19 protein-coding genes and 4 pseudogenes are annotated in these 20,629 nt (G+C 68.8%); 11 read left to right on the forward strand and 12 right to left on the reverse strand.

Annotated elements, in window-relative coordinates:
* Window positions 1-164 precede the first annotated feature (164 nt).
* The 3 genes and pseudogenes from ABZ865_RS33870 to ABZ865_RS33880 all read right to left on the reverse strand — a co-directional run.
* A complete protein-coding gene (locus ABZ865_RS33870; protein WP_361239053.1) occupies window positions 165-773 on the reverse strand; it encodes an HAD family hydrolase in 609 nt (202 codons plus the stop codon).
* A gap of 854 nt (window positions 774-1,627) precedes the next feature.
* Window positions 1,628-2,695: a hypothetical protein gene (locus tag ABZ865_RS33875; protein WP_361239055.1), complete on the reverse strand. Its 1,068-nt coding sequence runs from the start codon at window positions 2,693-2,695 to the stop codon at window positions 1,628-1,630.
* 390 nt (window positions 2,696-3,085) lie between these two features.
* A pseudogene (locus tag ABZ865_RS33880) lies at window positions 3,086-3,421 on the reverse strand (DUF6192 family protein); the annotation flags it as partial.
* A gap of 62 nt (window positions 3,422-3,483) precedes the next feature.
* Here ABZ865_RS33880 and ABZ865_RS33885 point away from each other — a divergent pair.
* The 3 genes from ABZ865_RS33885 to ABZ865_RS33895 all read left to right on the forward strand — a co-directional run bounded on the left by ABZ865_RS33885 (window position 3,484) and on the right by ABZ865_RS33895 (window position 6,310).
* On the forward strand, window positions 3,484-3,894 hold the full coding sequence (locus ABZ865_RS33885; RefSeq protein ID WP_361239057.1) for a hypothetical protein: 411 nt from the start codon (window positions 3,484-3,486) through the stop codon (window positions 3,892-3,894).
* Window positions 3,895-3,991: 97 nt separating this feature from the next.
* Complete coding sequence (locus tag ABZ865_RS33890; RefSeq protein WP_361239059.1) at window positions 3,992-4,645, forward strand: hypothetical protein; 654 nt, start codon at window positions 3,992-3,994, stop codon at window positions 4,643-4,645.
* A 63-nt stretch (window positions 4,646-4,708) separates the two neighbouring features.
* Window positions 4,709-6,310 carry a hypothetical protein gene (locus ABZ865_RS33895; protein WP_361239061.1) on the forward strand — a complete coding sequence of 534 codons (1,602 nt, stop codon included), beginning with the start codon at window positions 4,709-4,711 and terminating at the stop codon, window positions 6,308-6,310.
* Between the two features lie 142 nt (window positions 6,311-6,452).
* Here ABZ865_RS33895 and ABZ865_RS33900 read toward each other — a convergent pair whose 3' ends face one another.
* From ABZ865_RS33900 to ABZ865_RS33915, 4 genes are all read right to left on the reverse strand, one after another.
* Entirely contained in the window at window positions 6,453-6,896 is a 444-nt protein-coding gene (locus ABZ865_RS33900) for a hypothetical protein (RefSeq protein ID WP_361239063.1), read from the reverse strand.
* Between the two features lie 119 nt (window positions 6,897-7,015).
* Complete coding sequence (locus ABZ865_RS33905; RefSeq protein ID WP_361239065.1) at window positions 7,016-7,276, reverse strand: hypothetical protein; 261 nt, start codon at window positions 7,274-7,276, stop codon at window positions 7,016-7,018.
* A gap of 90 nt (window positions 7,277-7,366) precedes the next feature.
* Window positions 7,367-8,029, reverse strand: coding sequence for an alpha/beta hydrolase family protein (locus ABZ865_RS33910; RefSeq protein WP_361239067.1), 663 nt, complete (start codon window positions 8,027-8,029; stop codon window positions 7,367-7,369).
* Between the two features lie 144 nt (window positions 8,030-8,173).
* On the reverse strand, window positions 8,174-8,788 hold the full coding sequence (locus ABZ865_RS33915) for a hypothetical protein (protein ID WP_361239342.1): 615 nt from the start codon (window positions 8,786-8,788) through the stop codon (window positions 8,174-8,176).
* On the opposite strand from ABZ865_RS33915, the gene ABZ865_RS33920 reads away from it, so the two are divergent.
* Window positions 8,676-9,176, forward strand: a complete 501-nt coding sequence (locus ABZ865_RS33920; protein WP_361239333.1) for a hypothetical protein — start codon at window positions 8,676-8,678, stop codon at window positions 9,174-9,176. The genes ABZ865_RS33915 and ABZ865_RS33920 overlap by 113 nt on opposite strands.
* A gap of 46 nt (window positions 9,177-9,222) precedes the next feature.
* Window positions 9,223-10,074 carry a hypothetical protein gene (locus tag ABZ865_RS33925; RefSeq protein WP_361239069.1) on the forward strand — a complete coding sequence of 284 codons (852 nt, stop codon included), beginning with the start codon at window positions 9,223-9,225 and terminating at the stop codon, window positions 10,072-10,074.
* Between the two features lie 285 nt (window positions 10,075-10,359).
* Here the strand turns inward: ABZ865_RS33925 and ABZ865_RS33930 are convergent.
* From ABZ865_RS33930 to ABZ865_RS33945, 4 genes and pseudogenes are all read right to left on the reverse strand, one after another.
* A pseudogene (locus tag ABZ865_RS33930) lies at window positions 10,360-10,703 on the reverse strand (IS1380 family transposase); the annotation flags it as partial.
* Window positions 10,704-10,885: 182 nt separating this feature from the next.
* Window positions 10,886-11,329 carry a nuclear transport factor 2 family protein gene (locus tag ABZ865_RS33935; RefSeq protein WP_361239071.1) on the reverse strand — a complete coding sequence of 148 codons (444 nt, stop codon included), beginning with the start codon at window positions 11,327-11,329 and terminating at the stop codon, window positions 10,886-10,888.
* A gap of 159 nt (window positions 11,330-11,488) precedes the next feature.
* Window positions 11,489-12,180, reverse strand: a pseudogene (locus ABZ865_RS33940) (transposase); the annotation flags it as partial.
* Between the two features lie 78 nt (window positions 12,181-12,258).
* Window positions 12,259-13,335, reverse strand: coding sequence for an alkene reductase (locus ABZ865_RS33945; RefSeq protein ID WP_361239073.1), 1,077 nt, complete (start codon window positions 13,333-13,335; stop codon window positions 12,259-12,261).
* A gap of 116 nt (window positions 13,336-13,451) precedes the next feature.
* Between ABZ865_RS33945 and ABZ865_RS33950 the strand changes: the two genes are divergently transcribed.
* From ABZ865_RS33950 to ABZ865_RS33965, 4 genes and pseudogenes are all read left to right on the forward strand, one after another.
* Window positions 13,452-13,829 (forward strand): MerR family transcriptional regulator, encoded by a 378-nt coding sequence (locus tag ABZ865_RS33950; protein WP_361239075.1) that lies wholly within the window; start codon window positions 13,452-13,454, stop codon window positions 13,827-13,829.
* Between the two features lie 312 nt (window positions 13,830-14,141).
* On the forward strand, window positions 14,142-14,912 hold the full coding sequence (locus tag ABZ865_RS33955; protein ID WP_361239077.1) for an SDR family oxidoreductase: 771 nt from the start codon (window positions 14,142-14,144) through the stop codon (window positions 14,910-14,912).
* Window positions 14,913-14,981: 69 nt separating this feature from the next.
* Window positions 14,982-16,778, forward strand: coding sequence for an acyl-CoA dehydrogenase (locus ABZ865_RS33960; protein WP_361239079.1), 1,797 nt, complete (start codon window positions 14,982-14,984; stop codon window positions 16,776-16,778).
* A gap of 105 nt (window positions 16,779-16,883) precedes the next feature.
* Window positions 16,884-17,249, forward strand: a pseudogene (locus tag ABZ865_RS33965) (hypothetical protein); the annotation flags it as partial.
* Between the two features lie 111 nt (window positions 17,250-17,360).
* Here the strand turns inward: ABZ865_RS33965 and ABZ865_RS33970 are convergent.
* Complete coding sequence (locus ABZ865_RS33970; RefSeq protein ID WP_361239081.1) at window positions 17,361-18,617, reverse strand: serine hydrolase domain-containing protein; 1,257 nt, start codon at window positions 18,615-18,617, stop codon at window positions 17,361-17,363.
* Window positions 18,618-18,683: 66 nt separating this feature from the next.
* On the opposite strand from ABZ865_RS33970, the gene ABZ865_RS33975 reads away from it, so the two are divergent.
* Both ABZ865_RS33975 and ABZ865_RS33980 read left to right on the forward strand, forming a co-directional pair.
* The gene (locus ABZ865_RS33975) at window positions 18,684-19,940 is read left to right on the forward strand and encodes a histidine kinase (RefSeq protein ID WP_361239083.1); all 1,257 of its coding nucleotides are present in this window, start codon (window positions 18,684-18,686) and stop codon (window positions 19,938-19,940) included.
* Window positions 19,931-20,596, forward strand: coding sequence for a response regulator transcription factor (locus ABZ865_RS33980; protein WP_361239085.1), 666 nt, complete (start codon window positions 19,931-19,933; stop codon window positions 20,594-20,596). Before ABZ865_RS33975 ends, ABZ865_RS33980 begins: the two co-directional genes overlap by 10 nt.
* Window positions 20,597-20,629: the final 33 nt, after the last annotated feature.

Consider the following 20,629-nt stretch of genomic DNA (forward strand, 5'->3'; position numbering starts at 1 on the left):
ATTGCGCACTTTATGAGGTCGGCACCTGATGCCGGGGCCGACCACGCGGGCCGTCGGGGGCGACGTTCTTCCCGGCCGCCTTCAGGGATTCGTACGGCGCGTCCGCCGGCGGTTCAGCTGCCTGCCCGCGAACCGACCTGGTCGTCGCGGATCCGCAACGCCGCTCAGCCGTCCACGGGTCCTCGCAGGTCCACCGTGAAACCTGCGCGCTCGAGCGCCTCGGCTCCCCGCGTGGTCGCCGTGGCGAGCACGAGCCGCTCGGTGACGACCTCCACGACAGCGGCCTCGGTCTCGTTCACGACTGCGGTCAACTCCGTCAGACCCGGGCCGTCCCGCAACTCGACGCGCGTCCGGAACACCTGACGGCCTTCCGTCGCGGCACGAGCGAACACCGGGTCAGCCGCCGTACGCATCCCCGCCTCCCGTGCGAACGCACGCTCCTGGGCGTCATCGCCCACGAAGACGCAGTCGTCGGCCGCCACTCCCCCGGTGCTCGCGACCGCCTGGTCGAAGATCTTGCGGCTGTCCTTCGCACCCCAGTGCACCAGTGCCTCGTCCGTGAAGCGCCCGGGGAACGTCTCCCGCAGCGCGGCCGCTGCCCGTGCGGCGGCGCCGTCGCCGGGTCCTGGGTTCGAGATGATGCCCTTGCGAACCTCACGGAGGTCGTCGAGCACGGCCATGACACGCGGTCGAGGCTGAACTGTCAGGGAGCCGTCGGGTTCCAGGTGGGCATCCGCCAGGGTCGCCCCGATGTCGAAGAAGATCACAGGCATGTGAAGTGCCTCCCCGCGGGGAGCGCATTCGAGTCGCAACCGCCCGGGTGAAATACCCCCCGATGGTCAGGAATTTTGCGTGGGCCACGCCGGCTGCCCACGCCGTCCCGGGTTCCGTGCCGACCGCCGGCCGCAGTGCTGGCAGGCAGCTCCGGTGGGGGTGCAGCGGGAGTCAATGCGTACGGCCTGGCCGTCCGTATGCACGGCTACAACCACGACACCGAAAACGGAGGGGGTCGGGAAGGCGGGGTTCCTGGCGTCGAGGCGTCGGCCACTGTGGCTGTGTACCAGCAGGTATGCGTGGAGGTCGGCGCCCGGCCGCCGATACAGGCGCCCGTCGGACGAGCATGCAGCACTCTCGATCAAGACTCCCCGGCCCGGGCCCGGCAGCAGTCCGCTCAAGGGGCGTCCCGGCGCCGCGCTCGGTCGGCGCGCCTGGACTCGCCGCCAGCGGAGAGGAGTTGAGCAAGATGGCTGTATGGGCAGGGTGATCGGGATGGCATACGTTGAGGAGCGGGACGCCCGATGCAGACTGGACACCACTGCCCCTGAGGCGCTGCGCCACAAGCACCCCGGTCTGCCCTGGCACGACCTGAGCAGTCACTTCCACGCCTCCCAGCCCTTCTGGGCGACCGTAGGCATCGGCGAGCCCAGGGCACTACCAGCAACACGACACGTACCCTCCACGTCACGGCCAAGGACTTCGCTCTTGGCTGTGGTCGGGCGGCCGGCCCGGCCGGTTTGATGTTCAGGGAGTGTTTGAGCCCCCGACAGCCGCGCGGCCGGCCGAACCCGAACCCCGTCCAGAGCTGTTGCGGTGTGTGTGGCCTCGCGAAAGAGAACTTGACGACCGCTCACTGGATCAGGTCAGTATGCGGATGCTCCGGAGATGCCGGGCAGACGTAGAGCTGCAGATTGTCGGCGCTGCCGACTTCGACCGCGGTCGGCTGCGCGGGGTCGTGGCCGGCGACATGACTGGCGGCAAACGCGTCGGCTTGATCCTCGTACGGCGCCCAGCCGCGCGTACCACCGTCCCATTCGAAGGAGGCGATGGTCAGCAGCGGAACCATCTGAGCGTCGCAGACAGAGCAAAATCGGCGATACGGGTCGGTGCGGCCCCACGGGGGCCAGCCGCCGACCTTCCAGCCGGGAGCGTCAGCCAGCTCAGAGTCATAGAACTCCGCCGGATAGTCAGCGTACGAGCTGTCCACGCCGACGCCGGCTGCCTGCCATCTGCTCCAGTCCCCCAGCAGCTGCCGCACCTCCGCGCTCAGATCGAGGCTGTTGGGGTACTCGGTGATCTGCTCCGGCGCGAGCAGGCACGACTCCGGCACGTAGCCGTCGTGGTCCGCCTCATACGGTTCCGGCGGTGTGGCGAGAATGTCGCCGACCGCGCCGGCGGATCGCCAGAACAGCGCGGTCGACGGCTTGTAATCCGGTTCGTGGTCGTAGGGGCACCAGAGAATCTGGAGCAGATCGGCCTCGCCGGGCGGCCGCAACAGGGGTATGTCCCGCAGATACAGCTGGGCCACGGGCAGCATGGGCACCGGGCTCTCCGCGGGCCACGGGGGCCCGGCGTCGAGGCGCTCCATGAACACCGCGTCGTTCCGCTTCTTGATCGCCTCCTCCTCGGGCGTGTACTGAGGGCCGTGGGGATCACGGTGCAGTCGGGCCCGCCTGCGCCGCTCCAGCCTTATTTCTGCGGGTGACTTGCACCTGCCGCTGCCCGGGTGCGAGCCGTCGCAGTGCGGCCACGGCTCCTCAGCGGGCCACAACAACGGACCCCCCACTGAACTCTCGAACACCGAAGGCGACCCGGCACGAGGATGCAGCCGCATCGCCGTCCGCGCCAACGGAGCCAACTCGGGAAAGACCGCGGCGACGTCGACCGGCCGCGGCGGAGTGGTACGAACAAGGCTCATACCAGCGATCCTGCCACCAGCCACCGACAGTCCCCGGCCGCCCCCACCCGGCCTCGGCGCTCAACTGGCCAAGCCAAACGCCCGCTGACTCAGTCACAGTGACAACAAGCCTGCCTATGTGACGACTCATGATCGTGTTACGCGCTCTGGACTGAGTCGCAGGGCAGGCTCTGGGCTCCAGAGGAGCCGTGGCTGTCTGCTCGTCGTGCTGGGCGCTCTGCGCGTCCGGCCAGGTGAGAGATGCGGGCGCCATGGTGAGCGTGCGTAGAGTTTGCGTGGCGCAACGTCAGGTGTGGGTGAGGATCGGCACTCCCGCGCCCGGTGCGGAGGGGGTCTCGGTGTGTCGCTGGGCGGCGGGGATCTGCGCCCGGAAGCACGCGGCATCGCCTGCTCACCTTGCAGCAGTTGGACCGGCTCGCCGTCGACGTCGACCTTGCCGGTGTCCACCGCGGTCTTGATCCAGTCCAACGTCGCCCTGACGCGAGCGACATTCTCGTGGACGATGGTGCGTTCGTCCTCGCCGAGCTGGCGATCGTGCGTGCTGGGGACGACCCGGCCGACCGCCGCGACGAATGCGTGGCAGGCGGTGACCAGGTAGGCGACGTCCGGCCTGCGGAGCAGGTTGGTCGCGGCCGTGGTCGCCACCGATTCATCCCGGCCAGTGCGGTGTGTGGCCTCGTCAGGCGTCCACCGGGCCTTGCCCTCGGGCGGGGTGAGGATGGTGGCCACATCCTGCGGCAGGAATCACGCCTTGCAATTATCGTCATTCAGACGATAAGCTCGCGATCATGAACGCCGCACCTTCACAAACCCCCGCTTCCGCCTCGGAGACGAGCGACGAGGAACTGGCCCAGCGAGCAGCCGAAGTGGCCACGAGCTGGGTCTCCGCCGACATCTCCTTGTCCAAGGAGCAAGAGTGGGATCTCGTCGCTCTGCAGCACGCCGGGTCCTCGCAGGGCGAGATGCACGCCTTCGATCGCATCTGCGCTTGGCAGCGGCAGCTGGTTCAGAGACTGGCGGCCGCCGGTGACTCCGCGGAAGGACGCGACTGCGCCGCCGAGGCGAGGAGCGAGGCGGTCTCGCAGATGCGCGACATGTTCCTCTCCGGCATCCGCTCGGCCGAATGGCTCAACAAGACCCGGATCCACCCCGTCGACCCCCGCGCCGAGTTGCGCGCCCTCATCAGCCGAAGCCGGTAGACCGACAGACGGGACAGGCATCCCGACCGGAAGCACCGAGGAGCCTTCGGCGAAGGCATCTCACAGAGCACCAAGGGAGAGGAAACAAGAGGGAGTCATGGACTACACCGCCGAGGGGACCATCCGTCTGCACCCCCCGGTCCCGCTCGCACAGCTGCGAAAGCTGATCGAACAGGACGCGTACCAGGGCGGGATCCACGTCGCGCCGCACGGACTGGACGAGCGGGAACTGGCCAATCTGGCCTACCGGGTGCGCTGGATGCTCGCCGCGGACGCCGACGCCGGCACTGACGACCAGGGCCGGCCACAGGCCATCAAGCACCTGCAGGTGCGAGACCCCAGTGTCGAACGCATCGAGGTCGACAGGCGACTGCAGACCTTGTCGGCGTTGATCGGCACGGACCATGCATTTCACGGCCACCTCCGCTACTGGGCTGCCGACGCAGAAGGCGAGATCTGCCCCAGGAGGGACGGCGAATCGCCGATATGGGAGGACACCACCCCCGGTACTGGTGACGACAACCCGCAAACGTACGAGACCCCGGCCGCATCCAGGCTCACCGGATCAATTCCCGCTGCTCTGCCAAAGGCTGAAGAGCCGACGAGGCAGTCCGGGGCCGGTACCGCAGGCCCGTCACACTCGCGAGCAGACCGGCCCGAGTGCAAGTGGGTGGCGTGGTGGCCTTCGGGAGCGGCCCGGCGGCTCATGCCATCTGGTCCGCCACGGGTCGGGAGACCCGGTGCGCCATGATCGGTCACGTGCAACACAAAAGCGCTGGACGCGATGCGCCGCGCAGGACCAGGAGAATCACAGATGTCCATGCCCTCTGAGCTCCAAGAACGCTGGTGGAAAGCCACACCGGCGCAGGCCGCCTTGGAGATCGACGGCTCCGTATGGGCCGGCGATCTGCTCGAGGAACGACTCGGCGAGGACAGCGACCGCTGGATGCATGCCGTGGCGCTGATAGCCGCCGACTTCCCGGGCAGCATGGCGGAGCTGGCCGACACCGCTGAGGAGGCCGCCCGCGGCGGACAGTGCCCGCCGCCCCCTAAGTGGACGGTCATCCACGGGCCCTTGCAGCGGATGATCTACTTCGCCCCCGAATCAGCTGTAGACCGGATCGTCCGCTGGATGGGACCGGACGGACGGCAGCTGCTCGCAGAGCAGACCACATACTGCTCCACCGCGGCACGCGCGCTGATACGCCACGGCGACCTGGCCGTACGCAGGGAGCTCGCCAAAGACCGTGTACGGATGAACCGGGATGGTCCATGCCCGCCCGCTCCGGACGGGGCGATCATCGCAGCGCTGCTGGAACTGGACGACCCGGAAACGAACCTGTTTCTTCTGCGCGAAGACCGGCTCACCCCACGCCAGCAGTTCGACGTCCTGACGGGCCACCCCTTCGCGCCCGGCCGAACAGAACCCGTCCCGCGCTTGACTGAGACGCTGGCGCTGGCCGAGCGCATCGCCGAGCGTGTCCACCCCCGCGAGCTGGCGCGCCGCTTCGACGCGCCCGAGCCCGAACACATAATGCTGGCCCTGCGCGCCCGAACCGCGGATGGCGCAGCGCAGCTCGGCCCTTACCAGCAGCTCGTGTCCGGACTGCTGCTGGCCCGCGCCGACCGCGCCGATCTGCTCACCGAGGCGCTCGTCACCGCCCCGCTCCGGCCCAATGAGCGGCAGTGGTACAGACTGGCCACGACCGGCCAGGAGAACCCGGAAGAGACGCTGGAGCGAGCCGTTGTGCTCACCCAACGCATGGACGGCTTCCTCGACGAGGCCTGCGCCGCACTCTCCTCACGCCACGGCTACGGCGGTTCCGCCCAACGCGACCGCCCGAGCCGCCTCCTCGCCCACAGCCGAGCCCTGGCCGAGGACCCGTGGTATCCGCTTGACTGGGACGTGGTCCGCAGCCAGGTGGCAGATCCCGCGAACACGACCAGGCGGGGCATCCCCCACTACAACCTCCGCACCCTGGTACAGCACGCCGACTGCCCCCTGGACCTCGTGCGCCAGCTGACACACGAGGTGACTGCCGACGAGTACACCTTCCTGCATCTGTTCCGGCACCGGACCGAAGGACTCGACGTGCTCCGCTCCATGCGCCTGACCACGGACACAGGACCCATTGCCCTATGGGCAGCCACAGCTGATGGCGAAGACTGGCGTCCCGCCATCACGATCGCGGACGTGCTGCGCCTCGGCAAACCCGCCCACACACTGGTGGACTGGCAGACCAAGCGGATCCTGCCACCGTTTCCGGAGTACGTGGAAGAGGCTGCCAACGCTGCGTTGGACGCTCTGCTGAGCGATCTCACAGCGCAACAGCGGAGAGCCCTGAGCGAACGTCTTCCCTCCTTCGAGGGCACACTTCCGGAACTGCTCAACGCGCTGCGAACTGGGGCAGCTTGAACCCGGCGGCGGCGCAGACATGACGAACGCAGCCGTGGTCCGGACGGACTGGGCCGGCGTGACGTCACATGCCAGGGCGGGAACGGCACAAGCCCCGCTCATGGCGATTCTTGACGTGGAACGGCCGTTGTCCCTCTTCGCCTCACGTGCGTTGACCAGCTCTTACAACAGCAGTGTGCCGGTGGCGAGGGTTGCGCAGTACGTTCCCGTGTACAGGGGGTAGGTGGCCGTGTCGGCGCGTACGGTGCGTAGCGTGCTTCTGCGCACCGTACGCTGTCCGGCAGGCGACGGTGTTGAGGCCGGTGCAGGCATAGATGACGGCCGGGGCGGTATGGCTGTGGCGGAAGAGCGCCAGGTGCAGCACGGCGGGCAGCACGGCGACGACCGAGGCGAACCAGACGCGCAGCGGCCAGGCCCCCACCATCATTGGCAGCGTGCCCGGGGCGCCACCTCGACAACACAAATCAGCGCGGAAGCCGGTGGTCAGCCCACCTTCGCCCGCGGACCAGATCAGCGGCATCAACGGCTCGATCCGGTCCCACATCGCATCACTCATCACCAACCGGACTACGGCGGCGACATCCACGTGCTCGCCCTGGCCGGATAAAACGCTGGCTGGCAGCGCGTCGAACAGTTCCAGGGCGCACCGCCGAAGTCCTTCGCAGGGGCGAGACCCACACCTACGTGCGGGTCTCGTTGAGCTGTTCAGCCGAGCGGGTGCCGGAAAGGAACATCGCGCGCATCTGCGAGACCGCCTCGGTCGAACGCGTGCATCTCGCCCTGCGACGACCCCATGTTCTGCAGACCGATGAGTGCCCATCCCTCATCCATCGACAAGGGAGTGTCGACAGCCCAGCTCGTGACCAATTCCGCTGCCTGCTGGGCCAGATCCTCGTCGGTCATCCCTGAGGCGGGAGCGGTGGGTTGTGAAGGCGTGTCGCTCATGATCTCGAGATCGTCGTCCATGTGACGATAAAGGCAAGTGCGGCAGCGCTCCACGAGCCGTTTGCGCCCTTCTGGGGTCAACTGCTGTCGCGGTGCGTCACTCCGGGCTGCTCACGTCAGTAGTTCGGCGACGGCATCCGGGGCCTCACGCATTGCGTTGTGGCCGGTTGGGAGGTCGTGCACGTGCCAGTCCGGATCGGCTCGGAGTCGGGTGCGGAGTTCGGTGAAGGGGGTGCGGTCTTCCCATCCGGAGCAGTAGATGAATTCGCGGCGTGGCACATGGTCGACGGCACCGGTGAGCCGGACCGTCTGCGTGAACGAGGCGAGGGGATGGGGGCGGCGGCGGGGATCGCCACCGGCCGGCGGAAGCACGGCGTAGCCGGTGCTCGCGGCGCCGGCGATGAACGCTTGTCGGTAGCGCTCGGTGGTCGACAGCCAGCACGACTCGCCGTCGCGCGGCACGTAGGCATCGAGATACACAAGTCGCGAGACCCGGCCGCGGGCGCGGTCGGCGGCGGCGGAGATCACCATCCCGCCGTAGCTGTGGCCGACCAGCGTCGCGCTGGTGATGCGAGCGCGATCAAGGAGGTGCAGTACGTCGTCGGCATGGGTGTCGAGGTTGGCGGTCGCAACCGTCGCATTGTCGTCGTCAGGCCGCAGACCGGTCAGGGTCAGGGCGTGAACGGTGTGACCGGCACGCTCCAGCAGCGGAACCACCTCTTCGAATGACCACGAGCCGTGCCAGCCTCCGGGCACGAGGACGAACGTCGCCATGGGCTTCTCCCCTCTTCCGCCGCGGCATCGAGGCGCTCCCCCGATGACGTGTGTTCTGCGGGGCGCCGTCCGTGGCTCATGACCACTCCAGATCATCACGTCACGGCATGGCTGACCACCGATAAACTGCCGCGTGATGCCCGATCACCGCCAACCGCGTGGCACCACCACCGTCACGTCAGATGTGTGGCCGTCCGGCGGACGGCACCTCTGGCCGTCCGGCGGAGCAAGCGCCGTGCAGTCGCACGCGCGTGGACACCTGGTGTACGCGGCCACCGGCGTCCTGGCAGTGCGCACCGACCGCGGCACGTCGATCGTCCCCGCCAACCGGATCGCCTGGACTCCCGCCGGATGCACGCACCAGCACCGCGCCCACGGCGACACCGATATGCGGATCGTCTTTCTTGCGCCGTCCCTGGCTCGTCGCACGGCCGGCGGCACGGTGGTCGACCGCGTCGAGTGGGCCACGAGCAAGGCGAAGCCGGCGATGGCGCGCTGCGGCGGCGACGGCACCGGGGCGTGGGTGACCACGACCGCGGCGTCCACGTTCGGCGCATCGAACACCTCGGGCTGCCCGTCGTCGATACCGGCGGCGAGCCGGGTGCGGATCAACGAGGTCACCTCGGACGGCGCGGACACCGTCGAGCTGTACAACGGAGGAACGAGCGCGGTCAGCATCGGGTCGTGGAAGTACGTCGACAACGACACCACGCACTCCCCGGTCTCGATCTCGTCCTCCTCGCCGAGCGCGACCAGCATCCCCGCGGGAGGCTACGTCACGTTCAACTCCACGCTCGGTCTGGGCGACAACGACTCGGTCTTCCTCCTCGACAACACCGGCAACACCGTCGACTCGGTGACCTGGGCGACCGATGGCGCCAAGCCGTCGGACGAGCGCTGCGCCAACGGCACCGGATGGTTCCACCGCGACGCTCGGCGGCGCGAACTCCTGCTCCGGCAGCGGCGGTGGTACCGGCGGTGGCGGCGGTCAGCTGCTGGGTGGCGGCGGCTCGCTCACCAGCGGCTGCACCCCCGAGGCGCCCTCCGGTACGGGTTCCACCCCGACGGGCACCTCGGCGTGGCCGGGCGGTCTGGACGTCACGATCGCCGACAACGTCTGCGCGTTCACCACGTCCACCGGTCCTGAAGGCCGGGACCTGAGCGGCCTGGCGTTCGACCCGGCGAACCCATCGGTGCTGTGGGCCGCCAAGAACAAGAACTGGCTGTACAAGCTGGTCAAGAGCAACGGCAAGTGGATCCCGGACGCGTCGTGGAGCGCGACCGGCAAGCAGATCCGTTTCGCCGGCGGCACCGGCCAGCCGGACTCCGAGGGCCTGACGGTGGGCGCCAACGGCCACATCTACGTGACCTCCGAGCGTGACAACACCAACAACACGGTCCCCAAGGACACGATCATGGAGTTCGACCCGGCCGCGACCGGATCGACGCTGACGCCGATCCACCAGTGGGACATGACCTCGCAGTTCCCGCAGCTCGACACCGGCAGCAAGGACGACGCCAACCTGGGCTTCGAGGGCGTCGGTTACGTACCGGACAGCTGGCTGACCGCGAACGGCTGGGTCGACCCGCTCACCGGCGCCGCCTACAACCCCGCGAACTACCCGCTGCACGGGTCGGGCCTGTTCTTCGCCGGCCTGGAGTGGGACGGCACGCTGCATGTCTACGGCCTGAACTCCGACGGCACGTTCACCACGTTCGGCACGATCGCGACCGGCAAGGCCTCCGTGATGGATGTGACGTTCGACGCCGGAACCCAGCGCATCGTCGCGACCTGCGACAACACCTGCGGCGAGACGCACACTTTCATGAAGGTCGACGCCGGCGGCGCGATCGTTCCGGACGTCACCTACACGAACCCGGCCGTCATGCCGACCGACAACCTGGAGGGCTTCGCGATCGCGCCGACGTCGTCCTGCGTCAACGGCTTCCGCGAGGCGGTCTGGAGCGACGACGGCATCTACGGCTTCGGCTCCGGAAGCTCCTCCTACGGACACGCCATCTACAGCGGCACCTTCCCCTGCTGATCCCGCCGACCGCGGGAGGCGGCTCACGCACGGGGCTGCCTCCAAGGTGAGGCGCCCAAGCAGTACGCAGCGACGCAGCTCCCGGCAGACAGGGTGACCGCCAAGACCACCCGCTGACTGCCAGGAGCTTCGTCGTGCCGGTCCCGGGACCGCCTTCGGTCTGGAAGGACGCCGCGTGGCAGCTGTCCGAAGCCCTGGCGGTCCTGCTGAAGCCCCCTCTCGGGGGGCGTAAGCGGTCCTGACAGAGGTGGTATTGCCCGACCGCAGCAGACCCGCCACCGGTTACCCGGACCCGCCGCAGCCGTGGTCGACGAACCCCCTCAGCGGGTGGGGGCCATAGGTCTTCTTTCAGGTGGCGGCGGCGTCTTGTTTGTCGGAGTGCGCGATGACAAGCACTCCGTCCAGGTGTACGGTCACCTGCCCACCAGCGTCCGGCGCGGCATTTGCCAGCCAACTTCCGGACATATTTGCGGACTTCGGCCCGCTCGGTCCGGATCGCCGCCGGGGCCCGCTTCCCGCCGGGCTTCCTGCCGGGCTTTCCGCCATGGCGCCAACGCCGCTGATGCCGCCTGATCCCGACCGGTCTTGTGGACCGTCTCAACCAGCAGTAAATCCCCGGCCTGGGACACCGCTGCACGGCCGTCGTCCTCAACGCGGACACGCGGGGTAGGACCCGATGCGCTTGGTCACCTGAGAAGTGCTGCTTTCCTCGCAGCGAACAGGACTCTCGACAAGCCCTGTCGTTGCAGTTCAGGGGAACTTCTCGCGTTTGTGATCAAGCCTCGTACAGCTCAGCTCGTGAAGCCGGACGTCAGGAAACATCCTTCCGCAACGACGCGATGAGGAGGTCAAGGTCCCCGCGTGCCGTGTACGTACGGATCGGGTCGATGTAATCGCGTGACTCGATGATCTGACCGTCCCGGACACGCATGACAAAGACGCAGGGCACCTTGCTCATGGAGTCGTCCGGCAACGTGAACTCATAGGCGAACTCGGCGACGATCACTTCAGGATCGGCGGTCTCGTGAACGACGACATCGACGACCCGCCTCTTCGGCAAGGACCCCCGAGCTTCCGGCGGCACCGTGAAATGCTCCTGGAGTGCACGCCGACTCGTCAACGGCTCGGACTCCGGCGTCGCCATCGGATGGCGGACATCGGTGACCTCGCCATACAGGTCAGGCAACTCATCGAAGTTCCCGCCCGCGACCCCATGAACAAGCCGGAGAAACACTTCACGCGGACTCAGACTCACAAGACCTCCCCAGGTAATACGCACAGGCGGCTGGTGATCATTATCGCCTGATCCAGGCCAGTCTTGCGGGGTGTCTCGACCAACAGCACCCCACCCGCCTGACTGACGCGCCACATGACCGTCGCCCTGGTCGGCACCGCTCGTGAAAGCGCGAGGTCAGGCCTTATCGCCGGCCACGGCGGCCGGCCAGGTGCGGGGACGGCCGACGGGCCGACGGGCCGACGGACCCGTACCTCGCTCAGGATCGGGATGAACGGGGAACTGTCGGCGGCCTGCCCGGGGTCAGAGGGAAGGCCATCGGCCGCCAACGCCGGTCGGCAGCAGGTGGATCTTGCCGGCCAGCCCACTGCGGGACCGTCCGAGCAGGGCGGCCTTCAGCCGAGCTCGCCGTCGTCAGCGGATGCGTCAGCGTTCGGCGCGGACCGGATCGGCTTCGCCGTCCTGCCCGCCTCGTCCCTCCGACGCTCCCCCTTTTCGAGGTCGCCTTCTCGAGCGTGGCCAAGGTCGGTTCGCTGACCCGCATGCCGGCGGCGTCGTGATGGGCCCGCGTGGTAGTGGAGTCCACACTGATCAGGGACATGTCGATCTCGTCCCGAGCGGCCTCGGCAATCGCCTCGTCCAGCAGGGTCTGGACGACGCCCGCGTCCCGCCATCGCATGAAGCGGTTGTAGACGGTCTGCCAGGCGCCGAACCGCTCGGGCATCTCTCTCTCCACTGACTGCCGGTGCGGAACAGCCAGATCACCCCCTCGAACTGCTCACGCAGCCGCTCGGGTACGAGCCGAATCTTCCGACCAGCAGGAACGGCTCGATGAACTCCCGCTCGATGTCGGTGAGTTCTGCACGCGTCACACCACAGTCTTATCGGACCGGCCCCCGGCCCGGGCTTGATGCCGGATGCGTCGGGGGCCGGAGGCCGAGGAGGCGGTGTCACGCCGTGTACTGGTATGCCGGGTAGGTCAGGTACCCCGCGTCGCCGCCTTGGTAGTACGTGGCCTCGTCTACGGGAGCGAGCGGCACTCCGGTGCGCAGCCTCTCGACCAGGTCGGGGTTGGAGATGAAGGCGCGGCCGAAGCTGATGAGCTCGGCCCCCAGGTCGAGCCAGTGGTCGGCCTCTTCCCGGCCGGTTTGCTTCGGTCCCATCGGGAGCACAGGGTTCATGATCAGGGTGCCCTGCCATGTGCGGCGCAGGCCCGCCAGCACCTCCTCCTCGGCGGTGGCTTCGAGGTGGATGTAGGCCAGTCCGAGGCGGGACAGCTCGGTCAGTAGCGCGGTGTAGAGCTCGGGGACGTCGGTCTCCTCGACTCCCCAGAAGGTCGCGTCTGGGGACAGGCGGATACCGGTCCTGGCCGCGCCGATGGCCTCGGCGGTTGCGGACACCGCCTCGACGGCGAAGCGGATCCGGTTGCTCACCGAGCCTCCGTAGCGGTCGGTGCGCAGGTTGGCGTTGGACGAGAGGAACTGCGAGATGAGATAGCCGTTGGCGCCGTGCAGCTCCACGCCGTCGAAGCCGGCGTCGATGGCGCGGCGGGCGGCCTGGGCGTACGACTCGGCGTGCTCGGACACCTCGGCGGTGTCCAGAGCTCGCGGGATCGGCGCCGGCTGGAGCCCGGTCGGGGTGAACACCTTCCACCCCTCAGCCGCGACTGCCGAGGGACCGACCGGCTGCATACCGGTGGTGTCGGGGTGCGAAACCCGTCCGCCGTGCATGATCTGGGCGAAGATCCGTCCGCCGTTGGCGTGCACCGCATCAGTGACCGGGCGCCATGAGGAGACCTGCTCGTCGGTGTGCAGTCCGGGCGTGCCGGGGTTGGACTGCCCGACTACGTTCGGCTGCACCCCCTCGCTGACGATCAGTCCGGCCGTGGCTCGCTGGGCGTAGTAGGTCGCCATCGACGGCGTCGCCAGACCGCCGGCGGCGGCACGGACACGTGTCATAGGGGCCATCACCATCCGGTTGGGCAGCGTCAGGTCCCCCAGCTGGTACGGCGTGAACAGGGTCGTCATGTCATGGCTCCTTCGTGATCGGCGCCGGACACCCGGGCGCGGCAGCTACGCTAGAACCTGACACTGACGTCAGAGGCAAGGGTTGTGGCTCAGCCCACAGCACAGAGGGAGACGGCGTGCGCATCGGGGAGCTGGCATCACGGGCCGGAGTCAGCGTCCGGTCCCTGCGCTACTACGAGGAGCAGGGGCTGCTCACCAGCACCCGCAGTGCCAGCGGACAGCGGCACTACACGGACGACGAGGTCGAGCGGGTCGCGTTCATCCAGCGGCTGTTCGCCGCAGGACTGTCCAGCCGCACCATCGCCGAACTGCTGCCGTGCGTCGATTCCCCCAGCGAGAAGAACTCCGACGCCGCGCTGGAACGGATGGCGCTGGAGCACGACCGGCTGTCCGAGCACATCGCCGACCTCGTACGCACCCGGGACGCCCTCGCCGGGCTGATGACCACGGCGCGGGCACATCGGGAGCGCCAGCGGTCGGCGGTCGCCGACTGATGTCCGCAGCGCGGTAGCGAAGTCCTCGGTGTCGAGCGTGAGGTGAAAGCCGTTGTGCAGATCGCGCGCGGCGTAGGTGGGCAAGAGTTCGTCGATGTGGAAGGTCAGGCCGAGCCGGCCGTAGAGGGCGCGGGCGGCCCTCTTGCCGCCGAGGGATCCGCTGCCGGTCCGCTCCGCCACCGTCGAGGCCCGGAGGCACGGAAGGGGTTCTTCCGTGGGCGCAAGGCTTGGAAATCGGCTAAGCGACTGCTTAGTATCTGATCGGGGCGGGAACAACCTGCCCGTGCCGCCCCTCCCCCTCAGGAGTCCACCGTGAACTCACTGTTCTCCCTCTCCGGCAAGACCGCCCTCGTGACCGGCGGTTCCCGCGGCATCGGCCTGATGATCGCCCGGGGCCTGGTCGAAGCGGGAGCCAAGGTCTACGTCAGTTCCCGCAAGGCGGAAGCCTGCGAGGAGGCCGTGCGCGGACTTTCCGGTTCCGGTGAGGCGGTCGCGCTGCCCGCCGACCTGTCGCGCGAGGAGGAGTGCCACCGACTCGCCGCAGACATCGGCGAGCGGGAGGAGCGGCTGCACATCCTGGTCAACAACGCCGGCGCCACCTGGGGCGCGCCCCTCGACGAGTTCCCGGTGAGCGGCTGGGACAAGGTGATGGACCTCAACCTGCGCAGCCCCTTCCTGCTCACCCAAGCCCTCCTGCCGAAGCTGCGCGCCGCCGGGTCGATGGAGGACCCTGCGCGGATCATCAACGTCGGATCCATCGACGGCCTGCACGTCAGCCCGGTCTCGGCCTACTCCTACGCGGCCAGCAAGGCGGGCCTGCACCACCTGACCCGCGTCCTGGCCAAGGAGCTCGGCCCACAGGGCATCACGGTGAACGCCATCGCGCCCGGTCCCTTCGAGTCGAAGATGATGGCCGCGACCCTGGACGCCATGGGCGAGGCGATCGCGGAGGCGGCTCCGCTGCGCCGGATCGGGCGGCCGGACGACATGGCGGGCGTCGCCGTCTATCTGGCCAGCCGTGCGGGCGCCTACGTCACCGGCGCCGTCATCCCCGTCGACGGCGGCCTCGGCACCACGGTCTGACCGGCCGTCAGCAGCTCCCCTCCTCCCTCCCCCTCGCACAAGCAACCCGAACCCGAGAAGAAGAGCACCATGGCCTCCCTCCTGCTCTCCCGCCGAGACCTCGACTTCCTGCTGCACGAATGGCTCGACGTCGAATCCCTGACCGCGCGCCCCCGCTTCGCCGACCACTCGCGCGAAACCTTCGACGCGGTGCTGGACCTCAGCGAGACGATCGCCGCCCGGCACTTCGCCCCGCACAACAAGAAGAACGACACCCAGGAGCCGCGCTTCGACGGCGAGCGGGTGCACATCATCCCCGAAGTCGGAGAGGCCTTGAAGGTCTTCGCCGGCGCCGGGCTGATCGGCGGGGGCATGGACCACGAGGTGGGCGGCATGCAGTTGCCCAGCGTGGTGGCCAACGCCTGCTTCGCCTGGTTCCAGGCAGCCAACGTGGGAACGGCCGCCTACCCCTTCCTCACCATCGGCAACGCAAACCTGCTGCTGGCCCACGGCACCCCCGGGCAGATCGACACCTATGTCCGCCCGATGGTCGAGGGCCGCTTCTCCGGGACCATGTGCCTGTCGGAGCCACAGGCGGGCTCCTCGCTGGCTGATGTGCGCACCCGCGCGGAACAGGCCGACGACGGCACCTACCGCCTGTTCGGCAACAAGATGTGGATCTCGGGTGGCGACCACGAACTGACGGAGAACATCGTCCACCTGGTCCTGGCCAGGATCCCCGGCGGCCCGCCCGGGGTGAAGGGACTCTCGCTCTTCATCGTCCCCAAGGTCCTCGTGGGAGCCGACGGGACGCTCGGCGAGCGCAACGACGTCGCCCTGGCCGGCCTCAATCACAAGATGGGGTACCGAGGGACGACCAACACGCTGCTGAACTTCGGTGAGGGCGCCTTCCGGCCCGGCGGGGCCCCCGGTGCCGTCGGCTTCCTGGTCGGGGAACCCCACCGCGGACTGTCCTACATGTTCCACATGATGAACGAGGCCCGCATCGGTGTCGGACTCGGTGCCACAGCACTCGGTTACACCGGCTACCTGCACGCCCTGGACTACGCGCGCACCCGGCCCCAGGGGCGCCCGCTCACGGCCAGGGACGCCACCACCCCCCAGATCCCGATCGTCGGGCATCCCGATGTCCGGCGCATGCTCCTCGCCCAGAAGTCGTACGTCGAAGGCGCGCTCGCTCTCATCCTGTACTGCGGGCGGCTGCTGGACGACGAACGCACCGCCCCGACGGCCGACGAGCGGACCAGGGCCGGGCTTCTGCTGGACATGCTCACCCCGATCGCCAAGAGCTGGCCCTCCCAGTGGTGCCTGGAGGCCAACAACCTTGCCATCCAGGTCCACGGCGGCTACGGCTACACCCGCGAGTACAACGTCGAGCAGTTCTACCGGGACAACCGCCTCAACCCCATCCACGAGGGGACGCACGGCGTCCACGGCCTCGACCTGCTGGGCCGAAAGGTCGTCATGGACGGCGGCGCGGGGCTCCGCCTGCTCATCGAGACCGTCTCCACGACGACCGCCCGCGCGGCAACCGCGGACGACCAGATCGCCGGCTTCGGACGGCAGTTGGACGCCTCCGTCGCCCGCGTCGCCGCCGTGACGCGGCGCCTGTGGGAGGCCGGGGACGCCGAGACCGCCCTCGCCAACGCCTCTGTGTATCTGGAGGCCGTGGGACACGTCGTCGTCGCCTGGGTGTGGCTGGAGCAGATGCTGGCCGCCGCCGGACGCAGCGGCGCCTTCTACGAGGGCAAGCGCCGGGCGGGTCAGTACTTCTTCCGATACGAACTGCCCAGGACGGAGGCGCAGTTCACGCTTCTGGAAAGCCTCGATCGCACCACCCTCGACATGCCCGCGGACTGCTTCTGATCTTGCCCACCTTCCGAGCGTGGGTCTGAGCCGGTCATTCGTAAGATCGGCGGACGCAGGGGTTCTGGCCATGGCCGTGAGCTTGTCGCCATGGGATGGAACGCCAGTGGCCGGCTCGACGCCTGCGCCAACTCGCTCTACCGTTCCATCAAGAACCACCGGGACGGCCAGGCCCTCGCCGCTCGCCTGGACGCCGCCGACAGCATCCGGTTCCTGCTCGAGCTGCTCTTCGCCATCGACCGCCGTCCCCGCCCCTACAACAAGTACCTGGAGTGGGAACTCGCCCGATATCCACTGCCGGGCTGGAACACCGACGTATTGCTCCGTGCCGTGGACCGCATCCCGGCAACAGGCGACCCATCCCTGCAGCGGCACCTGTTCGCCCTGGTCGAGGCGGCGGCCCGAGAGGCCGGACACAGCGAGGTACTGGATGCATGGGGCGAGGACCTGGACCTCATGAGACCGCAATGAGAGACGGAGCGACTCCCTGCGGCCGTGGCCTACAGCCGCGAACGCCCGCCTGAACCTCGCTGCGGCGAGCAACTTGTGGTCGTCGGCAGCCGGCAGGACCGCCCCGGGCGCTTACTTTTCCTGCTTTCCCTGGCTGTTGCTGGAGGTGTCGCACAGCGCGCGGTCGACGAGGGCGCTGGCGGCCTTTTGCTGCCGGAGCGTTCGATCGAGGTCGTTGAAGCTGGTGGACAGGGAGACGGTGACGGTGCGGCTGCCGTTGTCGGTGGCGCCGTTCAGGGTGATGTAGCCGGCTTCGCCTCCTTCGTGGCTCCAGTAGCTGCCGCCGCAGGTCAGGGGGCGGTTGACCAAGCCGAGGCCGTAGCGTCCGCCGGGCCAGAATGCCTCGTACTGCTTGGGGACCGGGACGGTGTGCTGCATCTCGGCCATGCGCGCCCGGGACAGCAGCTTGCCGCCCAGCAGCCCCTGCAAGAAACGGTTGACGTCCGCCGTGGTGGAGACATAGCCGCCGAGGTCGGGGACGATCTGTTCGGTGACGTCGGTCCGTTCGCCGGGGGCGAAGACCTGGTAGCCGTCGGCGTGCGGGCGACGAAGGGTGGGCGTGGTGCCCGGCAGGTAGGTGTGGTTCATGCCGAGCGGTTTCAGGATCCGGCTTGCGACCTCCTCCTGCCATGGGTGGCCGGCGGCCTTTTCGACGATCATGCCGAGGACGACGTAGCCGGTGTTGGAGTAGCTCCAGCCGGTGCCGGGCTGGAATTCCGGGTGGTGCTTCATCGCCCGGGCGACGATCTGCTCGGGAGTGTAGGTGTCGTAGCGGTGCTGGTAGTACTCCTGCGGGGTGTCGAAGCCGGGAAGGTCGTCGTGGAGGCCGCTGGTGTTCTGCAGGAGCTGGCGCACGGTGATCTTCCGTCCGTCGTTGCCGTTGCCGTCGATCAGACCGGGCAGCCAGCGGTCCACCGTGTCGTCCAGTGACAGCTTGCCCTCGTCGGCCAACTGCAGGATCACTGTGGCCATGAGTGCCTTGCCGGTGCTGGCGATCCGGAAGTAGCCGTCGCGGGGCACCGGGCGGTTCGTGCCCGCCACCGCGACGCCGGCGGTGGCGACCAGATCCCGGCCGGAGGCGGTGGTCACGCGCGCCTGGACGCCGGTGATCCCCAACGCCTGGATGGCATCGGTGTCCCGGCGCAGGTCGTCTTGTCGGTAGCCGGGCGCGGACGTCGTGGCCGCGCCGTCCGAGGGCTGGACGGCCATGCCCACACCCGCGGTGCCGAGTGCGACCGCCGCGACGGCCAGCCACCCTCGGCCGATCCGGCGGTGACGCTGCTGGGACGGGTGGAGCTGCGGCGCGGAGGCCGGAGTTGTGGATTTCATGAATCCCACGCTAGGTAGGCGTCGAATCGCGCGTCGCTACCACAGGCTGCCGATGGAAACCTACAGGTGGCTGTAGTGCCGCAGGTGCGCCCGGCCCGTACAGTGGCGCGTCCAAGGGGCCGCTTCCGGTCCCGTACGACGGACGAGACGGACGAAGGCGAACCAGTGCACGGCGTGATCGGCGAGGCCCGCGCACGGTTGGTGGAGACCGGGCGCAGCGGACGCTACCTGCTCGGCACCCTGATGACCGCGACGATGACGCTCGTTGCGGCGCCACTGCTGGGCGTACCGTCGCTGGCAGCCCCCTGGGCGGAGCGTCACCGCCGACGCGCCGGGGCGCTGCTGGGCCGACCGGTACAGCCGCGCCCGCGCGCGCCGCGCCGCGACCTCGCGTGGCTCGTGACTCAGGTGGCCACCGGCCTACCCGCGGGCACATTCGCTCTGCTGTGCCTGGGTAACCTGCTCCTCACCCTTGTCGTCACCGTGGGGTGGTGGGCCTTTCCCGCGTCGGATCCGCCACGGCTGCTGCTGCTCGGTGTCCCTATCGACAACTGGGCCTCCGCGCTGACGATCAACCTGGCGCAGCTCTTGCTCCTTGCGGTGCTGGCGGACATCGCCCTGCCACCGCTCGCCCGGGTGCACGCGCGGTGCTGCCTGGCAGTCCTGGCACCATCGCCTGCGGTACAACTGGCCGCGCGTGTCACCGAGTTGACCCGGACGCGCGCAGACGTCCTGCAGGCGCACGGCGCGGAACTCCGCCGGATCGAACGCGACCTGCACGACGGCACCCAGGCCCGGCTGGTGGCCATCGCCATGCGGCTTGCCGTGGCCGGGGAGAGCCTTCCCCAGGACCCGGACGCGGCGGCCGCGCTCGTAGGTCAGGCCCGAGCCGAGACCGAGGAGGCGATGACCGAACTGCGCTCGGTCATCCGCACCATCTACCCTCCGGTCCTGGCCGACCAGGGCCTCGTCGGCGCGCTCAGCACCCTGGCCACCAGGGCCGGCGTACCGACCCGCATCGACATCGGCGAGCTCGGTGAGGTCCCTGCCGCGGTCGAAGCGGTCGCCTACTTCGCCGTCACCGAGGCGCTGGCGAACATCGCCCGACACAGCCGAGCCACCGAGGCTGCCGTCCACGTCACCCGTAACGGCGCAATGCTGTCCGCGGCGATCACCGATGACGGGACCGGCGGGGCGGACGCATCTCGAGGCAGCGGCCTGGACGGTATCGGCCGCCGAGCCGCCGCCCTGGACGGCATCATGAAGATCAGCAGCCCGCCGGGCGGGCCGACCACCATCACCGTGGAGCTTCCGTGCGTGTAGTCATCGCCGAGGACAACGTCCTGCTGTCCTCCGGACTCGAACTCCTGCTGGGCTCCCAGGGCTTCGAGGTCGCCGCGATCACGGATGACGCCCCCGGCTTCCTCGCCGCCGTCGAGACCCACCGTCCGGACGTCACCATCGTCGACGTGCGACTGCCCCCCACCTTCCGCGACGAGGGTGTCCGCGCCGCCCTCCAAGCCCGCCGCGACCGCCCCGGACTTCCCGTCCTGGTCCTGTCCCAGTACGTCGAGCAGGCATACGCCGGCCGCCTCCTGTCCGACACCCGCGGCGGCATCGGCTATCTGCTCAAAGACCGGGTGAGCCGGATCGCGGAGTTCACCGACGCACTGCGCCGCGTGGCCGCCGGCGGCACCGCCATGGACCCCGAGGTCATCGCCCAACTCCTCGCCGTCCGTGGCGATCCCGTCGACGCCCTCACCCCCCGCGAACGCGAGGTCCTGGCGCTGATGGCCGAAGGGCATGACAACACCACCATCGCCCAGCGGCTCTTCATCACCGACAACGCCGTCCACAAGCACATCGGCAGCGTCTTCCTCAAACTCGGCCTGTCGGTCGGCGACAGCGGCCACCGCCGGGTCCGCGCCGTCCTGGCCTACCTCCGCCGCCACGGCGGCACCGAACCCAGCCCCTGTTGAGTGATCGACCGGTTGACGAGCAAGATCAGCAGG

This window comes from Streptomyces sp. NPDC047085 (assembly GCF_040643735.1).
In the GTDB taxonomy this organism is placed as follows: Bacteria; Actinomycetota; Actinomycetes; order Streptomycetales; family Streptomycetaceae; genus Streptomyces.